This window comes from Marinobacter alexandrii (assembly GCA_039984955.1).
In the GTDB taxonomy this organism is placed as follows: Bacteria; Bacteroidota; Bacteroidia; order Cytophagales; family Cyclobacteriaceae; genus Ekhidna.
Map to the genome: position 1 here is coordinate 2,468,297 of JBDWTN010000007.1, position 23,305 is coordinate 2,491,601.

At 38.9% G+C, this 23,305-nt stretch carries 25 protein-coding genes; 17 read left to right on the forward strand and 8 right to left on the reverse strand.

Annotation, left to right across the window (positions count from 1 at the left end; all coding sequences use genetic code 11):
• Positions 1–11: 11 nt before the first annotated feature.
• The 3 genes from ABJQ32_17315 to ABJQ32_17325 are packed head-to-tail and all read right to left on the reverse strand — an operon-like array spanning position 12 to position 2,473.
• The gene (locus ABJQ32_17315; GenBank protein MEP5291418.1) at positions 12–941 is read right to left on the reverse strand and encodes a GNAT family N-acetyltransferase; all 930 of its coding nucleotides are present in this window, start codon (positions 939–941) and stop codon (positions 12–14) included.
• Between the two features lie 8 nt (positions 942–949).
• A complete protein-coding gene (locus ABJQ32_17320) occupies positions 950–1,765 on the reverse strand; it encodes a 1-acyl-sn-glycerol-3-phosphate acyltransferase (GenBank protein MEP5291419.1) in 816 nt (271 codons plus the stop codon).
• Between the two features lie 60 nt (positions 1,766–1,825).
• Positions 1,826–2,473: a DUF4230 domain-containing protein gene (locus ABJQ32_17325; GenBank protein ID MEP5291420.1), complete on the reverse strand. Its 648-nt coding sequence runs from the start codon at positions 2,471–2,473 to the stop codon at positions 1,826–1,828.
• A gap of 55 nt (positions 2,474–2,528) precedes the next feature.
• Between ABJQ32_17325 and ABJQ32_17330 the strand changes: the two genes are divergently transcribed.
• From ABJQ32_17330 to ABJQ32_17375, 10 genes are all read left to right on the forward strand, one after another.
• The gene (locus ABJQ32_17330) at positions 2,529–3,149 is read left to right on the forward strand and encodes an aquaporin (protein ID MEP5291421.1); all 621 of its coding nucleotides are present in this window, start codon (positions 2,529–2,531) and stop codon (positions 3,147–3,149) included.
• A 23-nt stretch (positions 3,150–3,172) separates the two neighbouring features.
• Positions 3,173–3,502, forward strand: coding sequence for a metalloregulator ArsR/SmtB family transcription factor (locus ABJQ32_17335; protein MEP5291422.1), 330 nt, complete (start codon positions 3,173–3,175; stop codon positions 3,500–3,502).
• A gap of 40 nt (positions 3,503–3,542) precedes the next feature.
• Entirely contained in the window at positions 3,543–3,941 is a 399-nt protein-coding gene (locus ABJQ32_17340) for a hypothetical protein (GenBank protein ID MEP5291423.1), read from the forward strand.
• Positions 3,928–4,359 (forward strand): ArsI/CadI family heavy metal resistance metalloenzyme, encoded by a 432-nt coding sequence (locus ABJQ32_17345; GenBank protein MEP5291424.1) that lies wholly within the window; start codon positions 3,928–3,930, stop codon positions 4,357–4,359. Before ABJQ32_17340 ends, ABJQ32_17345 begins: the two co-directional genes overlap by 14 nt.
• Positions 4,360–4,387: 28 nt before the next feature.
• Positions 4,388–4,975 (forward strand): protein-tyrosine-phosphatase, encoded by a 588-nt coding sequence (locus tag ABJQ32_17350; GenBank protein MEP5291425.1) that lies wholly within the window; start codon positions 4,388–4,390, stop codon positions 4,973–4,975.
• A gap of 273 nt (positions 4,976–5,248) precedes the next feature.
• Positions 5,249–5,437, forward strand: coding sequence for a hypothetical protein (locus ABJQ32_17355; GenBank protein MEP5291426.1), 189 nt, complete (start codon positions 5,249–5,251; stop codon positions 5,435–5,437).
• A 44-nt stretch (positions 5,438–5,481) separates the two neighbouring features.
• The gene (locus tag ABJQ32_17360; GenBank protein ID MEP5291427.1) at positions 5,482–6,807 is read left to right on the forward strand and encodes an NAD(P)/FAD-dependent oxidoreductase; all 1,326 of its coding nucleotides are present in this window, start codon (positions 5,482–5,484) and stop codon (positions 6,805–6,807) included.
• 264 nt (positions 6,808–7,071) lie between these two features.
• Positions 7,072–8,064, forward strand: a complete 993-nt coding sequence (locus ABJQ32_17365; GenBank protein ID MEP5291428.1) for a MoxR family ATPase — start codon at positions 7,072–7,074, stop codon at positions 8,062–8,064.
• Positions 8,065–8,410: 346 nt separating this feature from the next.
• Positions 8,411–9,970: a hypothetical protein gene (locus ABJQ32_17370; GenBank protein MEP5291429.1), complete on the forward strand. Its 1,560-nt coding sequence runs from the start codon at positions 8,411–8,413 to the stop codon at positions 9,968–9,970.
• A gap of 75 nt (positions 9,971–10,045) precedes the next feature.
• Positions 10,046–12,949, forward strand: a complete 2,904-nt coding sequence (locus ABJQ32_17375; protein MEP5291430.1) for a TonB-dependent receptor — start codon at positions 10,046–10,048, stop codon at positions 12,947–12,949.
• 50 nt (positions 12,950–12,999) lie between these two features.
• On the opposite strand, the gene ABJQ32_17380 is transcribed toward ABJQ32_17375, so the two are convergent.
• Positions 13,000–13,440, reverse strand: coding sequence for a lysozyme inhibitor LprI family protein (locus ABJQ32_17380; GenBank protein MEP5291431.1), 441 nt, complete (start codon positions 13,438–13,440; stop codon positions 13,000–13,002).
• Positions 13,441–13,888: 448 nt separating this feature from the next.
• Here ABJQ32_17380 and ABJQ32_17385 point away from each other — a divergent pair, with 448 nt between their 5' ends.
• Positions 13,889–14,122, forward strand: a complete 234-nt coding sequence (locus ABJQ32_17385; protein MEP5291432.1) for a hypothetical protein — start codon at positions 13,889–13,891, stop codon at positions 14,120–14,122.
• Complete coding sequence (locus ABJQ32_17390) at positions 14,116–14,433, forward strand: type II toxin-antitoxin system RelE/ParE family toxin (GenBank protein MEP5291433.1); 318 nt, start codon at positions 14,116–14,118, stop codon at positions 14,431–14,433. Before ABJQ32_17385 ends, ABJQ32_17390 begins: the two co-directional genes overlap by 7 nt.
• 22 nt (positions 14,434–14,455) lie before the next feature.
• On the opposite strand, the gene ABJQ32_17395 is transcribed toward ABJQ32_17390, so the two are convergent.
• Positions 14,456–15,031 (reverse strand): hypothetical protein, encoded by a 576-nt coding sequence (locus ABJQ32_17395; GenBank protein MEP5291434.1) that lies wholly within the window; start codon positions 15,029–15,031, stop codon positions 14,456–14,458.
• On the opposite strand from ABJQ32_17395, the gene ABJQ32_17400 reads away from it, so the two are divergent.
• Genes ABJQ32_17400 through uvrA form a run of 3 tightly spaced genes read left to right on the forward strand, consistent with a single transcriptional unit; the run spans position 15,030 to position 19,523 of the window.
• Complete coding sequence (locus tag ABJQ32_17400) at positions 15,030–15,956, forward strand: TIGR01777 family oxidoreductase (GenBank protein ID MEP5291435.1); 927 nt, start codon at positions 15,030–15,032, stop codon at positions 15,954–15,956. The genes ABJQ32_17395 and ABJQ32_17400 overlap by 2 nt on opposite strands.
• Positions 15,957–15,959: 3 nt before the next feature.
• Entirely contained in the window at positions 15,960–16,691 is a 732-nt protein-coding gene (locus tag ABJQ32_17405; protein ID MEP5291436.1) for a TIGR00730 family Rossman fold protein, read from the forward strand.
• A gap of 15 nt (positions 16,692–16,706) precedes the next feature.
• Positions 16,707–19,523, forward strand: coding sequence for an excinuclease ABC subunit UvrA (gene uvrA, locus ABJQ32_17410; GenBank protein MEP5291437.1), 2,817 nt, complete (start codon positions 16,707–16,709; stop codon positions 19,521–19,523).
• On the opposite strand, the gene ABJQ32_17415 is transcribed toward uvrA, so the two are convergent.
• Positions 19,516–19,821, reverse strand: coding sequence for a hypothetical protein (locus ABJQ32_17415; GenBank protein MEP5291438.1), 306 nt, complete (start codon positions 19,819–19,821; stop codon positions 19,516–19,518). The genes uvrA and ABJQ32_17415 overlap by 8 nt on opposite strands.
• 184 nt (positions 19,822–20,005) lie before the next feature.
• Here ABJQ32_17415 and ABJQ32_17420 point away from each other — a divergent pair, with 184 nt between their 5' ends.
• Together ABJQ32_17420 and ABJQ32_17425 are read left to right on the forward strand one after the other, a co-directional pair.
• Positions 20,006–21,037 (forward strand): histidine kinase, encoded by a 1,032-nt coding sequence (locus ABJQ32_17420; protein MEP5291439.1) that lies wholly within the window; start codon positions 20,006–20,008, stop codon positions 21,035–21,037.
• Positions 21,038–21,078: 41 nt separating this feature from the next.
• Positions 21,079–21,789, forward strand: coding sequence for a response regulator (locus ABJQ32_17425; GenBank protein MEP5291440.1), 711 nt, complete (start codon positions 21,079–21,081; stop codon positions 21,787–21,789).
• Here ABJQ32_17425 and ABJQ32_17430 read toward each other — a convergent pair.
• Together ABJQ32_17430 and hemW are read right to left on the reverse strand one after the other, a co-directional pair.
• Positions 21,786–22,151 carry a hypothetical protein gene (locus ABJQ32_17430; protein MEP5291441.1) on the reverse strand — a complete coding sequence of 122 codons (366 nt, stop codon included), beginning with the start codon at positions 22,149–22,151 and terminating at the stop codon, positions 21,786–21,788. The two genes, ABJQ32_17425 and ABJQ32_17430, sit on opposite strands and share 4 nt — an antisense overlap.
• 20 nt (positions 22,152–22,171) lie before the next feature.
• The gene (hemW, locus tag ABJQ32_17435; GenBank protein MEP5291442.1) at positions 22,172–23,299 is read right to left on the reverse strand and encodes a radical SAM family heme chaperone HemW; all 1,128 of its coding nucleotides are present in this window, start codon (positions 23,297–23,299) and stop codon (positions 22,172–22,174) included.
• Positions 23,300–23,305: the final 6 nt, after the last annotated feature.

Genomic DNA, 23,305 nt, shown 5'->3' on the forward strand with positions numbered 1-23,305 from the left:
GGATTCGCTTCTCAATAATTTACGTGCCGATCAATCACTTCTTGGTGAATGTCAGCAATAGTTACAAGAATAGCAGTCTCTTCTACATCTCCGAAATCCGGATTTTGAGCTGTACCGAATGTCATCATGGTCGATGACAGACTCATGTAGATGTTAATGAGCGGAGGAATGAATTCACCTCGCTCTTTTAAAAGTTTATGAAGAAGTTTAAACCCCTCTTGATAGTCCATTTCTGAAGTGAAATGTTCCTTAAAAAGCGTGTCATCAAAGCCTGCCAACAATTCGGATTTTGGGTGACACAATTCAAGCGTATTAGGAAAATAATGAGCCATGAAAGAAAGCAAAATGTCACGAGCCTCAGTATTGTAGCTGGTATACATGGTCACCTTGCCAAAGAAGTACTTGATATCCGGATACTGCTTGGTCAAGCAGCCCAGTCCATCCCAAATATTCATGAGAGCAAATAGTCCTTTTCGCGGATTGATAGAAGGCTGATAGTTGGGTTGCACCCATGATCTCCCCAGCTCAATCGAATTAGGGAGAAATTCTTTTTTCATCTGATCAGAAAAATCAAAATAATGGGCAGTAGACAGATCAAATTCATTTGTCTCTGGATTTAATGCTTGTGTGCCAGTAATGAAGCGATAACCGCCAATGATCTCACGATCTTCAGGACTGTAAACAACCAGCTGCTCATAGCATCTTTCTTTGGTATCTGCATCATCTATATCGACCTCTCCTCCTGTACCACCACCAGCATATCTAAAAGAAACTTCTCGCAAGCGTCCTACTTCTTGCATGGTGTTTGGCGAGTTGTGATGATTGATGATGTAGATTTTATTATTTCCTTTGTTCGTATCACGCACATAGCGATCATCATTCAGCTCTTGCTCTAAAAGATCTCGATCTATTGGTGATATGATTTCTTGGTGGTTTTGCATGCTTTGCTTTAAGCTTCCTTTAATTTATAAACTTCTCCCTTCATCCACTGCGCCCACTCAAAATCAGACTTATCACGAGAGAAGGTATCAGGCAAAACAGGTTTCCCGATCACAATGTTTACTTCTTTGTTTTCCTGCTTAAAAAGCTCATCCACAAGAAAGAACATTTCAATATTCAATTTAATGCCTAAAAATTTTCTAATTCTGGCCAACCGATAGAACCGTTTGGTCAATCGCCCATCAATATGAACAGGAATTACGGGTTTGTTATACTTTTTAGCTTTCGTGACAAAGGTTTTCTTCCATTCCAAATCCATGATTTCCCCATTGATTTTTCGGCTTACCAATCCAGCAGGAAACAAAAAAGTGGCTGTTCCAGAAGCAAACTGTTCTTCTACACGTTGCAGTGATTGAGCGGCACTTCTCCCTACTTTATTCACGCCAACAAACTTTTCTTTCAAGTTAGTTAAGGCCATAAGCAGGTCGTTAACAATGAACTTGATATCGGGCCGCTTGTCTTTAAGCAAATGAATAATGGTGAGTGCGTCCATCCCACCAAAGGGATGGTTGGATACAAAAATGCAGTTGTCTGGTTGTGGAGGTATGTTTTCAATTCCCTTGATGCTAAGCTTCTGATTCAATAAGTTGACTGCCGCTTCACTAAATTCAAATGCATCGGCATCTTTATTAGCAGCCATAAATTTATTCACTTGCTTTTGGTGGATGATTCGCTCAACCCAACGAATCAGAAACCCAGGTAACCATTTAAGTAAGGTTGGGTTTTTGTTGGCAATGAGTTTTCTGACTTCTACAAATTTTTCCATCTACGGTTCTTGAGCAAAAGCAATGATAAAATGGTTTGGGTGTTTGGGCAAGTTTGAGTGTTATTCAACTTGAATAATTGTTGTTTCCAGATCAAAATTTAAAATAACAACTCGACCGGTAATAGTTTCTAGGATAGGTAGTAGAACGACTTGCGCATTTTCTCTTGTTTGCTCTAAAATTCCAGATTCAATTGAAGCGCTCTTGATTTGTTGCTCGGCTACCTGATATAATTCTTGCACAAAGCTTTTTCGGTCATCTTGACGCATATAATCAATTTGAAGATCGTAGAGCCTAGATTTTTCAAGGTCTATCTTGAAGTAACAGATTTCCGGAGATGGGAGCTTAATGAAAAGCGTATCCCCTGAAGATTGAATATTTTGAGAAGTTATTTTAGTGAAATCTATACACCCAGCAGCATTTCCCTGACTGATTAAGACTCCTTTGGAGTCGGGGACAGGTTTATATTTAAAAAACTTCAAATCAATTTCTGCAGCTATTTTTTTTACTTCAGTAACCTCCTGAAAGTTGTATTTTACCAGTTCCATTTTCCCCATTTGCTCAACTCGGGTAAGAATGGTGTTCGTTTCGATTTCAGTAATTCGTTCCTTTGAAAAACTTAGTTTTTCTTGAATAAGCATCCAACTAAGCAGTCCGACTACCATCAGCCATGGAAGAATCTTTAAAATCAGTTTCAGCAGATTGATCATGCGATGAAGATAAGAAATTTTCGTCCTTTCAATATTCAATCGTAATATTGCGATAATGAAGGCTTATATCTCAGAAATGATAGGAACGTTTGGGTTGGTGCTAGTTGGTGCCGGATCAATCGCATTGAATATGCCACATTTCTGGATTTCGGTATGCTTTGGAGTTATTGTTACATTAATGATCCTCAGCTTCGGTAAGATTTCTGGGGCACACATCAATCCCGCTGTGAGCATCGCTTTTTATTTCTACAGAAATGAAAAAAAGGCACTGTGGTATATTCCATTTCAATTAATTGGGGGCTTGTTGGCCGGCTTGTTTCTGCTATACTTTTTGCCAGAAAATCCAACATACGGCGAGACGCTACCATCTGGTAGTTTAGTACAAACATTCCTCATTGAGGTCTTCATCACTTTCCTATTGATGCTTTCTATATTGATTATTATTCAGACGGACCATCTTCCAAAAATTGCCATAGTCGTAGGATTCGTCGTTTTTCTCGCTGCTTTTTTTGCGGGACCATTCACCGGAGCTTCCATGAATCCAGCGAGATCTTTTGGTCCTGCTATCGTTTCAAATCAACTTGAGGTGCTTTGGCTTTATTTCCTAGCACCAATTATTGGAGCAGTTTTAGCAGTGCCAATTTTCAATTTTTTGAGAAAAATAAGAACTAAATAATTTATTCATCGTAATATTACGATATGGGAATTAGCAAAACCAACTTATTCACTTCGGAGCAAAACGAATTAGCATTGATTGCAAAGGCCTTTGCTCACCCTGCAAGGGTAGCAATTATTGAATACCTGATTAAGGCAAATCAGTGTATCAATAGTGATTTAGTGGAGGAATTAGGATTGGCCCAAGCCACAATCTCTCAACATTTAAAAGAATTGAAGTCCGTTGGATTGATAGCAGGCACTGTAGAAGGCACCTCCATGTGTTATTGCATCAATGCTGAGATATGGGATAAAGTAAAAGAGCGGTTAAAGGGCCTACTAGATCGTTACGATCCTGCTTCTGACTGTTGCTAAAAAAATTTAATTTATTTAATCGTAATAATACGATATAACGATGAAAAAATATCTTGTAAATAGTAAAAACCTAAACAATAGCCTGGTCTTTTACCGTGAGCTGTTTGAGAAAATGCCTCATTTACTAAGTCCTTCAAATATTCTTTTTGAAACTACTCAGTTTCAACTGCAGATTACTGAGTCACTAAAATCAAACGAAAACGAACCTTACTTTTTAAAGGCCAATCAAATACAGCTTCAAGACATCAATCATCGCATGAGTCGATTTCAATCCATCGAACGGCTAAAAAATGAGTGTGAAAAACTAGATAAAGCGATAGGATTGATTGATCCTGATGGGCAGAAGTGGATCGTAGGGGAGTTTGACTCTAACATCCATTTCGAAAAATGCTACACAAACGAAACAACAATTAAACACAATAATTATGGAACAATTTAAATTTCATGTAGGTCTCAATGTATCCAATGTTGAGCGTACCACAGAATTCTATCAGCGACTTTTTGGACAAGAACCCGTAAAGGTTGAGAAGGGATATAGCAAATTCGAACTTGAGAATCCTGGATTGGTTATTTCATTCATTGAGTCAAATAATGCCAGCCCAAGTTTTGGTCATATGGGCGTTCGGGTGAATAGCTCTGAAGAACTTTCTCAAAAGAAAAAGGAATTAGAATCTTTGATGAAAATAGAACTGGAAGAAAAGAATACTTCTTGTTGTTTTGCAGTTCAGGATAAGTTCTGGGTCAAAGATCCTGATGGGTATGAGTGGGAAGTATATCATTTCCTAAAAGACGATGACCAAATGGGTAGTCGTCAGGATGCTTCAGAAAAGAAGAACGAACTCGTTGGATGTTGCTAATTTCAGGGCCGAAAGGCCCTTTTTAAATATGTATCAAAATATAAAAAACTATATCTCATCACTGGATTTTTCTTTAGAAGGTTCACGCAAGCACATTCTCAATGAATTGGCTTCATACATCCTACAAAATGAAAACCCTAAGCTCAATTTCATTTGTACACACAACTCCAGAAGGAGTCATTTGAGTCAGGTTTGGGCTCAGGTATTTGCACATTATTTTGGGATTGAAGCTGCTACCTATTCAGGAGGAACAGAAGCAACCGCTTTTCATCCCAATGCGGTAGCGGCACTTCGCAGAGCAGGATTAGAAATCACAGATGGTGAGGGCATCAATCCAAAGTATACCGTTGAATTTGCAGAGGGTGTAAAGCCAATGATTTGTTTCTCCAAAACCTTTGATGATGCAATCAATCCGCAGAAAGACTTTGCAGCTGTAATGACCTGCTCGGAAGCTGATTCAGATTGTCCATTCGTTCACGGAGCAAGCAAGCGAATCAAGCTTTTTTATGAAGATCCGAAGGTTTCGGATGGTACATCTGACGAGTTGAAAACGTACGATAAACGATGCGCGCAAATCGCCAGTGAAATGAAGTATGTTTTTTCGTTAATTAAATAAAATGTGATACTGAAAATTTCTTCAAGGAGGGTGGGGGTGAAGATTTGGAGCGGTGGAGATGGCCAAGTGGGCAAAGGCTTTGAAATCTTCTTGACTTTTTTGACGGTTCGCCGTTGCGATTCGTTTTTGGACGGTCCGCCGCTGCGGTTAAGCCAAAAATGAAGGCTTAAAGATGAGGTGAAATATATATTATATAATTACCAGAGACTTTCTACTCGGAGTATTATAAACCTTTGATGATGCATCAATCCTCAGGCAGACTTTGCAGCTGTAATGACTTGCTCAGAAGCTGATGCCGATTGTCCATTCGTCTCAGGAGCAAGCAAGCGAATCAAGCTTTTTTATGAAGATCCGAAGGTTTCGGATGGTACATCTGACGAGTCGAAAACGTACGATAAACGATGCGCGCAAATCGCCAGTGAAATGAGGTATGTTTTTTCATTAATTAATAGCAAAGAATAGAATTATTTCAGGTCGAAGGTGTTATGTAGTAAAACAATACAATCATGCCAATTCCAGCTCACCTTTCCCTCGCTATTCCAGATGTTGACTTACCCCGAATTATTATTGTAGGAGGAGGTTTTGGCGGACTCAATTTGGCTAAGGAGTTGAGGAAGACTGAAGCTCAGGTAGTGCTTCTGGACAAAAACAACTTTCATACCTTTCAGCCACTACTTTATCAAGTAGCTACAGCCGGACTTGAACCTGATTCTATCGCAAGGCCTCTTAGAAAATCTTTGGAAGGAAGTCCAAATCACTTTTTTCGTATGGTGAAAGTGACTGGAATCTCTTCAGAGAGAAATGAAGTGGTGACAAGTATTGGTAATTTATCCTATGATTACCTGATTCTTGCAAATGGCTCAGTGACCAATTACTTCAATAAGAAAGACTTTCGTCCGAAAGTGTTACCACTAAAACGCATTGTTCACGCACTAGATGCCAGAAGTCATATTCTCCAAAATTTTGAGCAAGCTGTGATGACAAAAGATCAGAATGAGCTAGAAAAAATGATGAATATAGTAGTAGTAGGTGGAGGACCGACAGGGGTAGAAGTAAGTGGTGCGCTGGCTGAACTGAAGCGCTTTATACTTCCTAAAGACTATCCTGATCTGGATTTCTCACAAATGAACATCCACCTGATTGAGGGGTCTGCTCGTTTGCTCAATGGAATGAGTGATTTTGCAGGAAAAGAGGCACTGAACTACATGAAGAAGATGGGGATTGATGTTCAATTGAGCACCTTCGTGGAAGACTATGACGGAGATACAGTCACACTCAATAGTGGAAAAATTGAAACTGCAACAGTGGTTTGGTCAGCAGGGGTAAGAGGGAATGTAGTTGAAGGCTTAGAAGAGTCATCCGTTGAGCGAAGTAGAATATTGGTGGATGAATTTAGTCGGGTGAAAGGAACCGAAAATGTATTCGCTATTGGAGATGTAGCGATGATGCAAAGTGAAGAATTTCCAAATGGTCACCCGATGGTAGCGCCTGTGGCGATGCAGCAAGGGAGACATCTCGCGAAGAACTTGAAAAAAATTCTTAAAAAGGAAGAAACTGAGGGCTTCAAATATTTAGATAAAGGTTCAATGGCTACAATAGGTAAGAACAAAGCAGTAGTAGATATGCCCAATGGCATGCACTTCAAAGGATTCTTTGCTTGGCTGATCTGGATGTTTGTTCACATCATGTACTTGATAGGATTCAGAAATAAACTCATCACATTAAACAATTGGGTTTGGAGTTATATCACCTATGACAAAGGCTCTAGACTTATCATTCGAACGTTCAATAGGAAATTCATGCGGAGGTCTACGGCTATTAACAAGAATTAACCCGGTTTGCTTATTAGAGTTTTGTAATGAAAGGCAAAAGCACAAGAAAATCAGCACTTAGGTTGAGGATGCATAGCACCGCTATGGTGACGAGCCAATATCATGTTAAGTGCCTGATTTTGAAGTGAATTTGTCATGCAATAGAAAGTCTAATGAATAATCCGGGTTTAGCACCGAAAATCCTTCGTTTTTTCCTTACTTCAAATGGTTCTTTAATATTTGAATTCAAAACCTATTTTTGCAAGCGCAACTCAAATAAAAAACATGGAAGAGCAAGTACTAGATAAGGACCATCAAAAAGAGCATCAGGATAAAATCCAAAAGGTCATTTCTGAAGTAGGCAAAGTGGTGATTGGCCAAGAGTACATGGTCAATAGACTATTAGTTGGACTTTTCACTCAAGGACATATTCTGTTAGAAGGTGTGCCCGGTCTTGCAAAGACATTAACAGTGAACGCATTGGCAGATGTACTTCACTTGGATTTTCAGCGTATTCAATTTACGCCCGATTTGCTTCCGGCAGATTTAGTAGGTACCATGATCTACAATCAGCAAAAGGCGGAGTTTGAAGTGAAGAAAGGACCGATCTTCGCTAATCTAATCTTGGCGGATGAGATAAATAGATCCCCAGCCAAGGTACAGTCTGCTCTATTGGAAGCGATGCAAGAAAAAACGGTTTCCATTGGCGAAACAACGTACAAGCTCGATCGACCTTTCCTGGTAATGGCCACCCAAAACCCGATTGATCAGGAAGGGACCTACCCACTTCCAGAAGCACAAGTAGATCGATTCATGCTCAAAGTACATATTGATTACTTAAGCAAGGAAGATGAAATGGAAGTGATGCGTCGAATCTCTAACATGAGCTTTAACCCACAGCTAGAGACAGTATTGTCAAAAGAAGATATTTTCTCCATTAGAAATGAAATCAATCAAGTGACCATTTCTGAATCAATAGAGAAATATATTATCGAGTTGGTGTTTGCTACTAGGAATCCTCTGGACTACAAGTTGAATGATGAAGCACAGTACATTCAATTCGGCGCTTCTCCAAGAGCATCTATCAATCTGAACCTTGCCGCAAAGGCCATTGCCTTTTTCAATCAGCGCGATTACGTGCTTCCAGAAGATGTGAAAGAAATTGCTGATGATGTGCTCAACCACAGAATCTTACTCAACTATGAAGCAGAGGCAGATGAGGTAACTACACATGACATCATTAAATCTCTTCTATCAAAGGTGGACATCAATAAGTAGCACGCATTAAAATCATTTAAAGAGATTTTCTTAAAAAGCCTTTCTGTTGCTAGAATGTCATTCTGACCTGCCCGCCCGTTTAGGCGGGCGAAGGAAGAATCTCTCTCAACATTTAGTTAAACTCAAATTATCAAAGAGAGATCCTTCATAAATTCAGGATGACAGACTTTTGAGACAGTTTTTTACTGTGATGTTAACACTGACTTAATATTCCTAATACGTTTTTAACAAAAGAGATCGTTCTTTAACCCTTTCATAACAGCCAAACCGACCTCAGGTAACATCTAAAATTCATTTTTGCGATACAAATTGATCTATCTAATAAAATTTAAATCGCAAAAAGGAAATGAAAAAAATATTTGCAATCGCAACGTTGATCACAGGAACACTAATGATGGTTTCTTGTGGAGATGATGATGGCGGTACTGTAGCGAGTGAAGTTTCAATCGCTGGAATTCCAGCTAGTGCTTCATTGGCTATTGATGGTACTTTAAGTGTTACAGCTGAGATTACAGCAGAAGCAGGAATTGCATCTTTTGTGGTAACTGTTAATGGAGGCACTGCTGCTGATATTCTTCCTGCAGCGGCAGCTGGTGAAACTTCGGCAAGTGTAGTGGTTTCTGGAACTGTTGCGGACCTTGGTCTGGTGATAGGAGCTAATACGCTAGTTTTTACATTAACAGACGTAGACGGAAATTCTGATGATTTCACTCATGTATTAACTGTTGCTGATTTTCCTGAAGTAGAAGTTTTTGCTTCTGAAGATGGAATTGGTGCTGATAACGTAACATGGACTGCAGACAATGTATATGTACTTAGAGGCTTTGTTTTCGTAAATGAAGGCCAGACATTAACGATTGATCCGGGTACGGTAATCAAAGGGCAAGCAGGTCAAGGATCAGGAGCTTCTGCTCTTATCGTTGCTAGAGGAGGTACTATCAATGCAGTGGGTACCGCAGCTCTTCCAATTGTTTTTACAAGTACTTCAGATGATCTTTCCCCTGCTAATATTGTTGCAGGAAGCTACGCAAGTCCAAATCTTGATCCAGATGTACAAGGCCTTTGGGGTGGTTTGATTGTTTTAGGTAATGCAACCATCTCTGCTTCAGCTACAGAAGTTCAAATCGAAGGAATTCCTACTTCAGAAGAAAGAGGTCTTTACGGAGGGTCTACTGATGCTGATGATTCAGGAGATATCGCTTACGTATCTGTAAGACATGCAGGAACTAACATTGGATCGGGTAACGAAATTAACGGTATCACATTCGGAGCTGTTGGTTCTGGAACCACTGTTGCTCACATAGAAGTAGTTGCAAATGCTGATGACGGAATCGAATGGTTTGGTGGAGATGTTGACGTTTCCAATGTCCTTATTTGGAATGTTGGTGATGATGGGCTTGACACAGATCAAGACTGGATCGGAACATGCTCTGATTTCATAATTGTAACTCCAAATGGAAGTGCATTCGAGCTGGACGGTCCAGAAGGAGCAGGTAATAGAGGAGTGCATACATTCACTGATGGTACAGTATATGCCGGAACAGATATTGACCACTTGGTAGATTTTGATGGAAGCACGAATGCAGAACTACAAAACATGTACTTCTACGGTTGGGATGCTGACTATGGATTTATTCAGGATGAAGATCCAGATGAAGCAGGTGATCAAAACTTTAACCCAATCGAATCTTTCGGCGGTGATGGAAACGGCACGAACAGCGCTTGGGAATACACACTAGCAACTGGAACAGGAGCTGCAGATGCTGCTGAAATTTTCGCTGGTGTAGATACAGGAGTTATAACTTCAGTTAATACAAATGCTAATACTGTAGGAGGTCCTGCAGCTAGCAATTTTGCTTGGACTTTCGCTGGAAGTGCAGGTGCATTGACTGATATTGGTTTGTAAAGATTAATAACAAATATTCAATTTCAGCCCGTTGACTTTTAGTCAACGGGTTTTGCTTTTTAAATTTTTATTTTGATGAAACACATCTTTAGACATTATTTGGGCTATTTTCTTATCCTTATTAGTGCCTCTCTATACGCACAGAAGGGAATTATTAGAGGGACAGTAATAGAAGATACAACTGGCGAACCTCTCATAGGGGTTACTGTTGTAATTAAAGGCACCACTAATGGTGCTGTGACAGACTTTGATGGGAAATTCCAAATTAATGCTGCTCCTGGCACTTATGACATTCAAGCTTCTTTTGTCTCGTTTTCTACCATTACGATAAATGGCGTATCTGTTGAAGATGGAGATGCAACTGTAATTGATCAGATCAGGCTTAAAGAGGACGTTGAGTTATTGGATGAAGTCGTGGTGACAGCAGAAGTGATCAAAACCACAGAGGCAGCCCTTCTTACAGTAAAGAGAAAGTCAGCCAGTTTAGTGGATGGTATTTCATCTGCAAACTTCAAGAAAATTGGAGACTCAGATGCCGCTTCGGCTGTTAAGAGAGTAACAGGTGTTTCAATTGAAGGAGGCAAATATGTATATGTCAGAGGTATTGGGGATAGGTATACCAAGACTATGCTTAATAGCATGGACATACCAGGACTTGATCCAGATCGAAACAGTCTTCAGATTGATATATTTCCTACTAATTTGATAGACAACATGATTGTTTATAAGACAGCAACGGCTGATTTACCTGCTGATTTTACCGGTGGTGTTGTAAATATTGAAACAAAGGATTTTCCGGATGAGAAGATTTTGGAAGCATCTTTTGGAATGACCTTTAATCCAAGCATGCATTTACAAAGTGACTACTTGACGCACGAAGGAAGCAGTACTGATTGGCTTGGCTTTGACAATGGACTAAGAGATTTACCCGAGGGAGCTCGAAACGAAGAAATCCCTTCTCCTTTAAGTAGGCAATACACCGATGAGCAAATTTTAGATTTTAACAATTCATTTAACAAGCAATTGGGTGCTCAGCAAGAAAGAAGCTTTTTGGATTACAGCCTTGGTTTCAACCTTGGTGATCAAAAAGAACTTAACAATGGGCATAAATTGGGTTACATTTTATCCACAACCTATAAAAGCACTACAACCTTCTTCGACAATGTTGTCTATGGAGAATATCAAATACAAGAAGGTCGCGAAACAAGTACAGAATTGATACCAGCTACTATTCAGACAGGTACTGAATCTAGACTTAATACACTTATTGGAGGATTGGCAGGAATCGCCTACAAAACAAACAACTCTAAGTTTAGAGTGAATCTGATGCATCTCCAAAATGGAGAGCGACTTACAGCGAAGTTTGCCATTCTGGATGATCCAGAAGATCAAGCGATTGGTAAATCTGGTTTTTCAGGTAACGCAGATAACCTGGTATACGGTCAGCGTGGTTTGACGAATGTACTTGTAAATGGAGAGCATCATTTTAATGACAACAATTGGATACTTGATTGGAAGTTTTCTCCGACTTTTTCTAACATGACAGACCCTGATATTCGGAAAGCTGCTTTCACGAATGAAGGTGGGGACAAAACAATTAATGGTGGTGCTGCTGGTTTTCCTACTCGTATATGGAGGTATCTCGATGAAGTTAACTACAGCAGTCGTGTTGATTTAACACGTAACGCGACAGCTTTTGGAGGTGAGGCTACCTTCAAGTTTGGTATAAGCCACACATATAAAGAGAGAGATTATGAAATACTTCAATATCAATTTCAATTCTTTGGCGGACAGCCAGATTGGACTGGAGACCCAGATGAAATTTTATTGGAAGAGAATCTTTTCCCCAACGACGGGAATGGATATCTCCAATCTGGAAACAGAACTCCAAATCCAAATGCGTATAATTCCAATGTGAATTATTCAGCTGCTTATCTTTCAGCTGAAGTGACTCCTCTTTCTAACTTGAAAGCAATCGTAGGTTTGAGAGTAGAAAAATTTGAACAAAGACATACAGGACGTGATATTAGCTTTGCTCAATCCAACGGTAACGCAGGTAACAACTTGGATAATGATGTAGTGCTTGACAATACCGATTTGTTTCCTTCAGCAAATCTGATTTATAATCTTACGGATAGACAAAATCTAAGATTTTCAGTCTCACGGACGGTAGCAAGACCATCTTTTAAAGAACTTTCTTTTGCGCAAATATTAGATCCAGTAAGTAATAGGACTTTCAACGGTGGGTTATTTGCTTATGAGGGAGAGTGGGATGGAAATTTACAAGCCACGAACATCAGCAACTTCGATTTGAGATGGGAAAAGTTTATGGACAGAGGACAGCTACTATCTTTTAGTGCTTTCTATAAAACGTTTAGCAATCCTATCGAGCTTGTAAGAATTAGACAAGCACAAACCACAAATGAATTTCAACCACGAAATGTAGGTGATGGAACGTTGATTGGAGCTGAGCTTGAATTGAGAAAAACACTTGACTTCATCACTCCTGGCTTGACCAACTTCAGTTGGATCACCAATGTAACCTTGGTTAAAACGAAACTTGAAATGTCCAATGTAGAGTTTCAGGCACGTACTGATTTTGGAAAAGCGGGCCAGGAAATCACTAACGAAAGAGAAATGGCAGGTCAAGCTCCATATGTTATTAATGCTGGTATAGCCTATGAAAACTTTGAAACAAGAATTGATGCTGGACTGTATTACAATGTTCAGGGCAAAACCCTAACAGTAGTAGGTGGCGGACTCTTCCCAGATGTGTATTCTCAACCTTTCAATAGCCTTAATTTGAATATCAATAAGCGTTTTGGAGCTCAAGACAATGTAGGTGTGAATTTTAGTGTAAACAATATACTGAATGATGATCGCGAGGAATTCTATAATGGACACAACGCAGAACCTCAGTTTTTCTCTAGAAGATCTCCTGGTAGATCCTTTAGTGTAGGAGTGAATTATTCTTTTTAAAAAATAAGGATCGATTTTTTGAAAGGTCTTCTAATTTTAGGAGGCCTTTTTTATTGATTCCAGATAGCAGGGCAGTCACCCTTTTCTTCACTTTCCTCCAAATAGAAAGCAAGTTCTTTGATCCTAATCAATGTCATGCGATTATTCTCTTTGCATTTGCAATCATTGAAAACCTCCTTTGTATACTCCTTACGATAGTGCGTATTCCAATCTAGTGGATAGAGTGCTTTAACATGTCGGTCTCTGTATTGAATCCAATATACCTGAGACATTTCAAACCGTTTTTCAAATAACTCCTCGGAGCTGTATTTAGCTTTTATTTTTGCAATTAGTCGCTGCATTTCAGCATCTATGACATCAAGCTTTTTGCATTCATCTGTAATACCACTCACTTGTGCAGTGATTTTAGATACGATAGGACTTTCATCACCTATCGATTGGCTGCAGCTCGCGACTATTAAGAAAAGAAGTAGGCTTTTTATAATTCTCATATTTCGAATTTTGCGCAATTAATGCTTTTCGTAGAGTTTATGAGTGATAAATCCTATTATCAAATTGTGATTTTAACTTTTCTCAATCTCCCTTATCAGATCCTTCAACCCCCACTGGCGCAAGCGTCCGCTTGGGCCTTTCATTCAATTAAACAAATATCCAACAATCCTCACCTGGCTTAAGTCTGTGACTTAAGCTTTTAGAATAAGTTAAAGTTTGTAAGCTGTATTTATTCAATTCTTTCAGCCCTTGTTGGTATTTTCACCGATAAGCACTTACTCCCTGATATTTTAGTTTTCCAGTCTAAGAAAAGGAAAAACCTTGCCCCTCCTCATCTTATATTTTATTGAAAAAGAGGTTAGGGTACATTGATACCATTCAAATGGAGTATGATTGCACTGTTCTAAAAGAATGATTGTTACCTTTATTGAATCTAAATACAATATTATGGGGACAGCAAAATTGAGAGAGGAGTTACATAAATACATTGATCAGGCAGATGATCGTATTTTAAGATTAGTTAGAGGTATGTTTCAGGCCGACCTTGATGATTACACATTGCCAGGTGAACCAATGAGTGAACCCACATTGCGGCAGAGAGTAAAAGCAGCTAAATCAAGAATAAATTCAGGTCAGTTTACTAGTCAGGAAGATCTTGAACAAGAGATGAAGGAATGGTAAAGAAAAAGTTGAAAATAATTTGGGATAATGAAGCTAAATATTCATTACGCAGCATTTACAACTACATAAAAAAGCGGGAATCAATTGAAAGAGCAAGAAAGGTTAGAGATGAGATTGTTTCTGGAACTAAATCATTAAATAATTTCCCCGAAAAGTTTGAAGAAGAACCAGCCTTAAAAAGTGAACAAGAAAACTATCGATATAAAGTGATATGGAGTTACAAGATCATTTACGAAATATCAGAAGAGGCTATTTACATTGTAGATGTTTTTCACACTAGCAGAGATCCTTCTAACATAAAAGGTCATTGATGAGGAATACGTTAAAAGTTCATCAACCCTTCTCAATCATCCGAATTAAGTCTTTCAACCCTTCAACTTCTTGCTCCAAAGAGGTAATCCTATCAAGCAATTCTTGCTTCTTATCTTCCAGTATTTCATCTCGGTACTGCTGGCTTAAGCTGTAGGATTGATCCAACTTATGATCGATTTGTTTCACTAAGTCATTGATGTAGAATTTCTTTTTGAAATCCAGAACCATAGAAAGCCCCTGTTCTCTGTATTTTTCGTTTTCCAATCCTAGAAAAAAGTCAGTACCACCGTTACCATCAAGTGTTTGGGTAAAGATCACTAAGTCTACATTTCCATCCGTAGTTTCGGATGGAATCGTGACTTTGTAATAAGATTTCATATTAAGCGGACTCCCAAACTCTCGAGCATACTTCCACCAACCTTTTCGAACTTCTTCCCGGCCGAAATCAAAACTTGTTTTGTAGCCTTTTAATGACTTACCTTCCAGAGTCAAATCTGAATTTTCCGTCTTTTGATCATACTTTTTTTGGCAAAATGAAGAGCCAAATACGAACAAAAGGATATAGGTGAGAGTATGTTTATAAACGAATTTTTCCATGTCTTCAACAAATCTAAACGACCAAATCAAAACAGTACTAATAACAGGAGGTACAGGACTGGTAGGAACACAATTAAGTGAACTCCTAACATCTAAAGGATATACCGTAACACACCTGTCTAGGAACCCAACGCAAAAAGGCTACCAGACATTCTATTGGAATGTTAAAAAGATGGAAATAGATGATGAGGCCATTACTTCTGCTGACGCAATTATACATTTGGCAGGTGCTGGAGTCTCTGATAAGCGCTGGTCTGCGGAATGGAAAAAAGAAATATATGATAGCCGGATTGACTCTACACGACTATTGAAAGAAAAAGTAGCTGAACTTAACCCTAAACTGAAACACTTTACTTCAGCGTCAGCTATTGGCTATTATGGATGGGACTCTGGGGATAAACTAGTTGATGAAGAAAGTGAAAAAGGAGATGGATTTTTGGCAGATGTGGTTGAAGATTGGGAAAAAGAAGTAGATACATTCAAGGAGCTGGACATTAAGATCTCAAAGGTTCGAATAGGCATAGTCTTAAGTGAGCGCGGAGGAGCTTTAGTTGAGTTGATGAAACCAATAAAGTTTGGACTTGGAGCTCCATTGGCCCCAGGCGATCAGCACATGAGTTGGATTCATATTCAGGATTTGTGCGGAATCTTTGCCCATACACTGGAGAATTCGGTAGAAGGAATTTTTAATGGTGTAGCTCCATCACCACACACGAATAAAGAATTCACTAAATCTGTAGCAAATCAACTAAACAAATCACTTTGGCTGCCGAATGTTCCTAAATTTGCGCTTCGATTGATCGTGGGAGAAATGGCTGATATATTAGTGGGAGGAAATCGTGTTTCTAGCAGGAAAATTGAGGAAGCAGGATTTAATTTTCAATTTGTATCGTTAAACAGTGCGTTGCAAGATTTACTTGAATAAATAATGGAAGAAAATAAGGATATAAGCAAGGAAGAAGAAGCGAGGATTCTGGAAGCTTTTAAAGAAAAGGACTGGAATGAAATAAAGAGCACTGATTCTTGGGCCATTTTTAAAGTGATGGGGGAATTTGTGCAAGGGTTTGAGAAGATGTCTAAGATTGGCCCGTGTGTTTCCATTTTTGGATCAGCAAGAACAAAGCCTGACAATAAATATTACAAGATAGCAGAAGAGATAGCCGCTAAAGTTGTTCGTCATGGATATGGTGTAATTACAGGAGGAGGACCGGGGATTATGGAAGCGGGTAACAAAGGAGCCAATGCTCAGGGTGGAAAGTCGGTAGGGCTAAATATTGATCTCCCATTCGAACAGAACAACAATATCTACATAGATCGAGATAAGAGCATAGATTTTGACTATTTCTTTGTGCGAAAAGTGATGTTTGTAAAATACTCCCAAGGCTTCATTGTGCTTCCGGGTGGTTTTGGAACAATGGATGAATTATTTGAGGCTTTAACACTTATCCAGACAAAAAAAATCGGGCAATTCCCAATTGTGCTGGTAGGTAGAGAATACTGGATTGGATTGGTTGATTGGCTGAAAAGCACCATGCTAGACATGGAAGCTAACATTGGTCCGTCAGACTTGGACCTATTTAACGTTGTAGATACTGCCACTGAAGCAGTAGAGGTTATTGATGAATTCTACAACAAATACAACTTGAGCCCTAACTTCTAATAGGTTCTAAGAAAATTGAAAAAGCGAGAGGAAGTAATCGAGATAATTGGCGCCAGAGAGCACAATCTCAAAAATATTGATGTAACGCTACCGCGAAACAAACTGATCGTTATTACGGGTATCAGTGGAAGTGGTAAATCATCCCTTGCATTTGATACGATCTATGCTGAAGGTCAACGTCGATATATGGAAAGCTTTAGTGCTTATGCTAGAGCGTTCATTGGAGACATGGAACGTCCGGATGTTGATAAAATAGACGGGCTTAGCCCTGTGATCTCTATTGAACAGAAGACCACTTCCAGAAACCCTCGATCAACAGTAGGTACCGTTACGGAGATATATGACTTCTTTCGATTGCTATATGCAAGAGCGGGAGAAGCCTATTCTTACCTGTCGGGAAAAAAGATGACACGTCAGTCTGAAGATCAAATCATTGATATGATCCTAAAAAATCACGACGGCCAGAAACTAGTATTATTAGCTCCAGTAGTAAAGGGTAGAAAAGGACATTACAGAGAGCTATTTGTGCAGATAAGAAAACTCGGCTTCACGAAAGTTAGAGTGAATGGCGAGGTGCAGGACTTAGTTCCTAAAATGCAAGTGGATCGATATAAAACACATGATATCGAAATTGTAACCGATAGAATAAAAGTTTCTGAAAAAGACAGTAAAAGAATCCGCGAGTCAGTCAATACGTCCCTCCGCCATGGAGATGGAGTAATGATGATCCAAAAGGAAGATGGCGAGATAGCCCATTTTTCAAAAAATCTGATGGATCCTGAAACAGGACTTGCCTACGACGAGCCAGCTCCAAACACATTTTCATTCAATTCTCCTTACGGCGCTTGTCCTGAATGCAATGGGCTGGGAGTGATTGAAGAAATTTCTAAAGAGTCAGTCATTCCAGATGCATCATTGAGCATTAGCAGGGGAGGCATTGCACCACTCGGCGAGTATCGAGACATTTGGATTTTTAAGAAGATCGAAGCAATTCTTAAAAGGAATAAAGTGAATCTTTCTACACCCATTCAAAAGATTCCTAAAGAAATCATAGACATACTTTTGTATGGAGATAGTGTTCCTGTTGCCGTGAGTTCAGTAAAGTATCCTGGAACGGATTGGAATACGAAGTTTGAAGGAATAATCAACTTCCTCGAGAAGCAAAAAGATGGAGGTTCAGAAAAAATTCAGGCTTGGGTAAAAGAATTTACGGACATCAGAACGTGCCCAACGTGTAATGGATATCGACTGAAGAGAGAGGCACTTCATTACAGAATTTCAGATAAACACATAGGGGAATTAGCAGAGATGGATATTCATTCATTAGGCAAATGGATGATTAACCTGGAAGAAAGGCTAAATGAGCGTCAGCTAATTATTGCAACAGAAATCCTTAAGGAGCTTAGAAAACGAATTGGGTTTTTGCTAGATGTAGGTTTGGACTATTTGAGTTTGAATCGCTCATTAAGAACCTTATCAGGAGGAGAAGCACAGCGAATTAGGCTAGCCACACAGATAGGTACTCAACTTGTGAATGTATTGTACATTCTTGATGAACCGAGTATTGGGTTACATCAGCGAGATAATGTGAAATTGATCCAGGCGCTCAAAGACTTAAGAGATTTAGGCAACACTGTCATTGTGGTAGAGCACGATAAGGATATGATGCTTGAATCTGACGAAGTAGTAGATATTGGACCAGGAGCAGGAAGGCATGGAGGTCAGATAGTAGCAAAAGGCAGCCCGGATGAATTTCTGAAACAAGGAAGTTCCACAGCAGACTATCTCAATGGCAAGAGAAAAATTGAGGTTCCTGCCGAAAGAAGAAGTACAAATGGCAAATGGCTAGAACTCAAAGGAGCCTCAGGCCATAACCTAAAGAATGTAGATTTGAAATTACCTCTTGGAAATCTTATTCTGGTCACCGGAGTTTCAGGAAGCGGTAAATCCACACTTATCCATGAAACATTGTATCCTATTATTCGAAAGCATTTATACAAGAGCCGGCAAGAGCCATTACCCTTCAAAAAAATTGATGGTGTAGATGAATTTGATAAAATTATCGAAGTAGACCAATCACCAATTGGAAGAACACCAAGATCGAATCCTGCAACGTACACTGGCGTATTCTCCGAAATAAGGAGTCTTTTTGCACAGCTTTCTGAAGCAAAAATAAGAGGATATAAGCCAGGAAGGTTTTCCTTTAATGTAAAAGGAGGAAGATGCGAAACCTGTGGAGGTGGAGGAATGCGTTTGATTGAAATGGACTTTTTGCCAGATGTTCATGTTCCGTGCGAGACATGCAAAGGAAAGCGCTATAACAGAGAAACATTAGAAGTTAGGTTCAAAGGAAAATCGATTTCGGATGTACTTGATATGACAGTATCACAATCTGTGGACTTCTTTGAAAATCAACCTCGAATCGTAAGAAAATTAAAGACTTTAGACGAAGTTGGATTAGGATATATATCACTAGGCCAGCATGCCACAACATTATCAGGAGGAGAAGCACAGCGAGTAAAGCTAGCGACAGAGCTTTCCAAAAAAGATACAGGAAAAACATTCTATATATTAGACGAGCCTACTACAGGCCTTCATTTTCAAGACATAGAGCACTTATTAGATGTTCTCCAGAAGTTGGTGGACAAAGGAAATACCGTCTTAATAATTGAGCACAATATGGATGTGATCAAAGTAGCAGATCATATTATTGATCTCGGACCAGAGGGAGGTTCTGCCGGTGGAGAAATTATCGCTCAGGGCACTCCGGAAGAGATCATAAAAGTAAAAGACAGCTATACAGCTAAGTTCCTGAAAGAAGAGCTTAATTGACGATGGCTCGGATATTGTCCGAATCTCCAAAGTAGTAGTAGTCACCCTGAAAGTCAAATGCATAATCGCTTTCTTCCAGAATCATATGATCAACAAGGCTGATTTGATTATCGGTAACATCACTAAGAAGAAGCTCTCTTACAAGTCTGCCGTCATAGTCGTATACCTTCACCATTTTTTGAAAAATTAGATCTGCATCTAATTGCATATCTAAGTCTGGATTGTTTTGTAGTGGGGCTTCTGATGCTCCGATAGATAGAGCGCCAGTCAGTAGTAGAGATAAGAGTAATGATTTCATTTTAGTCTTTATTTAAAGTTTAGTCCTGCCTTTAGTACGACGGATAAACAGCTAGGTTTGTTAATTTTCATTAACGGAATAGGCAGTGTTGTTAATTATTAGGTAAAACCATCCATCAAATAAAACCGTCAATTGATTTTCTTCGACCCATTTTAAATAGGGCTTTTAGTAGCTTTAGTTTTCAATGACCAAGAATAAAATATACTGGATTTGTCAACTGTTCGGCTGGGGACTTTACGGATTTGTTCAGGTATTTTTCTATACGATAGCTGAAAGATTTGACTTCACCCAGGCCATTGGGCTTATCTATCAGGTATTTTATTTTATAGTTAGCACACACTTTTTCAGATATCTCATTATCCGTATTGGCTGGCTAAATCTCAGACTGAGTCACTTAATTCCGCGGCTACTCATTGTTACATTATTGTTGAGTGGGTTTAATTATACCTACCTCCTTGTTATAGATTTTTTTACGGATACGGTAGCAAAATCAGAGTTGATGCTTTTTACTGTATTGATAAATACGGTGGTTTATTGGGCTATTTATTTTATCTGGACGATTTTTTACTTTGCATTTCATTACGTTCAGAGATACAATAAGTCACTAAAAGCAGAAACTGCAGCAAGAGAAGTAGAGCTAAATAACCTGAAAGCCCAGCTAAATCCTCACTTCATTTTTAATGCCTTGAATAGTATAAGAGCGTTAGTTGATGAAAACCCCAGAAAATCTAAAGAATCAATAACACAGCTTTCTCACATCTTAAGGAACTCGCTCATTAGCGATAGAAAAAAGCTAATTCCTTTTATGGAAGAGCTAAAAACCGTGATGGACTATTTGGCACTGGAATCAATAAGATACGAAGAGCGGCTGACTACCAAGTTTGATATTGATCGAAATTCAGGAAAATACATGATCCCACCATTGATGCTTCAAACACTCGTGGAAAATGGGATAAAACATGGAATATCGAATTTGAAAAATGGTGGTGAAATAAGTATTTCAACGACAGTCCGAAGAAAACAACTTCACCTACAAATCCGTAATACCGGACAGTTATCGAGAGAAAAAGATGTTTCAAAAGGATTTGGTCTTGCAAATACAAAGAAGAGACTGGAATTGATTTTTGGAGAAGGTGCTACTTTTGAAATAAAGAATGAATCAAAAAACACAGTTTTAACTTCTATTTCGATACCTTCAAGCGACAGATTGATGTAGTTAAAAGGATATTTTCCACTAAGAAACCTGATCTATAAAGTATGAAAGCAATTATTGTTGATGACGAAAGGCTAGCTCGGAAGGAGTTAATGTCACTTTTGTCCAATCATCCTGAAATAGAAGTAATAGATGAAGCTGCGAATGCAGATGAGGCCATAGAAAAAATTGAAAAACAAGAACCGGATGTGGTTTTTCTTGATGTTCAAATGCCAGGTAAAACTGGGTTTGAAATGCTGGAAGGAATGGAAAGAGTTCCTCAAGTCATCTTTACGACAGCTTATGATGAATTTGCCTTAAAGGCGTTTGACTACAATGCCCTCGATTATTTGCTAAAACCTATTCAGCCAGAAAGATTGGCTGAGAGCCTAAATAAAGTTTCCACAAAGGCATCTAAAAAATCAGCCAAAGATCAAAAGTTGAGTAGTACCGATCAAGTGTTTGTAAAGGATGGAGATAAGTGTTGGTTCGTGAAATTAGAAGACGTAAGGCTATTTGAATCAGACGGAAATTATATCAAAGTCTACTTTGATAAATTCAAGCCAATGATTCACAAGTCATTAAATGCACTAGATGAAAGACTAGACGATCGTCACTTTTTTAGAGCAAGCCGAAAACACATCATTAATTTAGGTTGGGTAGAGTCCATTGATACATGGTTTAACGGAGGGCTTTTGGTGCAATTAAAAGGAGGAGAAAAAATAGAAGTAAGCCGAAGACAATCTGCAAGATTTAGAGAAATGATGAGCCTTTAGTCCTTTACTACTTCGAGAAACTGTTTTTCGACTTGCCAGTCTTTTGAGAGAGTAAGGATGGCGGTGGTCTCCATCTCGGTGACATATCCTTTTTTATGTGTTTCTTCCCACACCTCCATCAAATGCTTGAGCCGATCTTGCTCACTCATTTTAACAAAAATTTTGGAGAGAAATTCACGAGATCTTTCAAAGGCGGATAAGTAATCTTCAGAAATGAATCTATTAGCCCACTCCATTTCTTCCTTTGCTTGAAACTTCAAAGCAGTTTCTTCTAGCATAGCTTTTTCTTCCTCATCTAGTCCATGATAATGGAAAATGAGAGATTTCAGCAGAAGCGTGGCTTTTTTTGTCGTAGCGTCCATTGGAGCTGCAAAAGTAGGCGTTATTCGGGAAAAAACAGGCGCAAAGCTATTTCATCTGCAACAAGAAACCCATGAGGCTTTAAGCGGATGTGCTTGTTGTCTATTTCCACAAGATTCTGCGAAACCATTTCTCGAATTAGAGCATCATGATGAGCCATAAAATTGATCAGTAATCCTTGATCAATTTCTTCAATCAATAGGCCTTGATTAGTCCTTAGCTGCGTAAGTATTTTTTCATTGACAAGCTGAACTTTAGATAAGGTTTCAGTTTCTGAATATGGTTCATTTTTATGTAAAGCTCTGAGGTATTGCGCATTGTTGCGCATATTGAAGCGCCTTGATGTACTATTAAATGAGTGTGCCCCAGGACCAACACCTAAATAGGGGACCCCATTCCAATAAGCGTTATTGTGTCTTGAAGAGAATCCGGCCTTACCGAAATTGGATACTTCATACTGAATAAATCCATTAGATGTTAAAAAATCTATTGCGAACAAATACTGTTTTGCTGCCTCATCTTCTGGAACTTCTATAAGCTTTTGTTCACGTTCCCATTTTCCAAAGACAGTTTTATCCTCTATTGTCAATCCATATAATGAAATATGCTCTGGTTCTAAATCACTTAGAGTAGCTAAATCGGTCTCCCACTCTTTTCTGTTATGATCTGGGATCGCATAAATAAGATCTAGAGAAATGTTTTTGAATCCTACTTTTCTGGCATTTTCATACGCAGAGATTGATTGATTAGAATTGTGCGCACGATTCATCCAGTTGAGCTTTTCTGAGTTGAATGTTTGTATGCCTATACTCAAACGATTGATGCCATTATCAAAAATTGAATTTGCTTGATCTAAAGTAAGATCTTCTGGATTTGCCTCTAATGTTATTTCAGCTTCATTATCTATTTCATAATGATCTTGCAGAGAAGCCATTATTTTTTTTAATTGAACTTCTTTGAGCAAAGAAGGTGTTCCTCCGCCAAAATAGATAGTCTTTACAGGCTCTTCTAAGTAATCTTCTCTTTCTTTCAATTCCAGTATGATTGCATCGACCATTTCATCTTGCTTGGAGAGATTAGTGCTGAAATGAAAATCACAATAATGACATGCCTGTCTGCAAAAAGGAATATGAATGTAAATGCCTGCCATGATTTG

What these genes read in the sequence shown, in the direction of transcription:
- ABJQ32_17315 (MEP5291418.1), bottom strand. Translation starts at nt 941, where the DNA reads ATGCAAAACCACCAAGAAATCATATCACCAATAGATCGAGATCTTTTA.
- ABJQ32_17320 (MEP5291419.1), bottom strand. Translation starts at nt 1,765, where the DNA reads ATGGAAAAATTTGTAGAAGTCAGAAAACTCATTGCCAACAAAAACCCA.
- ABJQ32_17325 (MEP5291420.1), bottom strand. Translation starts at nt 2,473, where the DNA reads ATGATCAATCTGCTGAAACTGATTTTAAAGATTCTTCCATGGCTGATG.
- ABJQ32_17330 (MEP5291421.1), top strand. Translation starts at nt 2,529, where the DNA reads ATGAAGGCTTATATCTCAGAAATGATAGGAACGTTTGGGTTGGTGCTA.
- ABJQ32_17335 (MEP5291422.1), top strand. Translation starts at nt 3,173, where the DNA reads ATGGGAATTAGCAAAACCAACTTATTCACTTCGGAGCAAAACGAATTA.
- ABJQ32_17340 (MEP5291423.1), top strand. Translation starts at nt 3,543, where the DNA reads ATGAAAAAATATCTTGTAAATAGTAAAAACCTAAACAATAGCCTGGTC.
- ABJQ32_17345 (MEP5291424.1), top strand. Translation starts at nt 3,928, where the DNA reads ATGGAACAATTTAAATTTCATGTAGGTCTCAATGTATCCAATGTTGAG.
- ABJQ32_17350 (MEP5291425.1), top strand. Translation starts at nt 4,388, where the DNA reads ATGTATCAAAATATAAAAAACTATATCTCATCACTGGATTTTTCTTTA.
- ABJQ32_17355 (MEP5291426.1), top strand. Translation starts at nt 5,249, where the DNA reads ATGACTTGCTCAGAAGCTGATGCCGATTGTCCATTCGTCTCAGGAGCA.
- ABJQ32_17360 (MEP5291427.1), top strand. Translation starts at nt 5,482, where the DNA reads ATGCCAATTCCAGCTCACCTTTCCCTCGCTATTCCAGATGTTGACTTA.
- ABJQ32_17365 (MEP5291428.1), top strand. Translation starts at nt 7,072, where the DNA reads ATGGAAGAGCAAGTACTAGATAAGGACCATCAAAAAGAGCATCAGGAT.
- ABJQ32_17370 (MEP5291429.1), top strand. Translation starts at nt 8,411, where the DNA reads ATGAAAAAAATATTTGCAATCGCAACGTTGATCACAGGAACACTAATG.
- ABJQ32_17375 (MEP5291430.1), top strand. Translation starts at nt 10,046, where the DNA reads ATGAAACACATCTTTAGACATTATTTGGGCTATTTTCTTATCCTTATT.
- ABJQ32_17380 (MEP5291431.1), bottom strand. Translation starts at nt 13,440, where the DNA reads ATGAGAATTATAAAAAGCCTACTTCTTTTCTTAATAGTCGCGAGCTGC.
- ABJQ32_17385 (MEP5291432.1), top strand. Translation starts at nt 13,889, where the DNA reads ATGGGGACAGCAAAATTGAGAGAGGAGTTACATAAATACATTGATCAG.
- ABJQ32_17390 (MEP5291433.1), top strand. Translation starts at nt 14,116, where the DNA reads ATGGTAAAGAAAAAGTTGAAAATAATTTGGGATAATGAAGCTAAATAT.
- ABJQ32_17400 (MEP5291435.1), top strand. Translation starts at nt 15,030, where the DNA reads ATGTCTTCAACAAATCTAAACGACCAAATCAAAACAGTACTAATAACA.
- ABJQ32_17395 (MEP5291434.1), bottom strand. Translation starts at nt 15,031, where the DNA reads ATGGAAAAATTCGTTTATAAACATACTCTCACCTATATCCTTTTGTTC.
- ABJQ32_17405 (MEP5291436.1), top strand. Translation starts at nt 15,960, where the DNA reads ATGGAAGAAAATAAGGATATAAGCAAGGAAGAAGAAGCGAGGATTCTG.
- ABJQ32_17415 (MEP5291438.1), bottom strand. Translation starts at nt 19,821, where the DNA reads ATGAAATCATTACTCTTATCTCTACTACTGACTGGCGCTCTATCTATC.
- ABJQ32_17420 (MEP5291439.1), top strand. Translation starts at nt 20,006, where the DNA reads ATGACCAAGAATAAAATATACTGGATTTGTCAACTGTTCGGCTGGGGA.
- ABJQ32_17425 (MEP5291440.1), top strand. Translation starts at nt 21,079, where the DNA reads ATGAAAGCAATTATTGTTGATGACGAAAGGCTAGCTCGGAAGGAGTTA.
- ABJQ32_17430 (MEP5291441.1), bottom strand. Translation starts at nt 22,151, where the DNA reads ATGGACGCTACGACAAAAAAAGCCACGCTTCTGCTGAAATCTCTCATT.
- hemW (MEP5291442.1), bottom strand. Translation starts at nt 23,299, where the DNA reads ATGGCAGGCATTTACATTCATATTCCTTTTTGCAGACAGGCATGTCAT.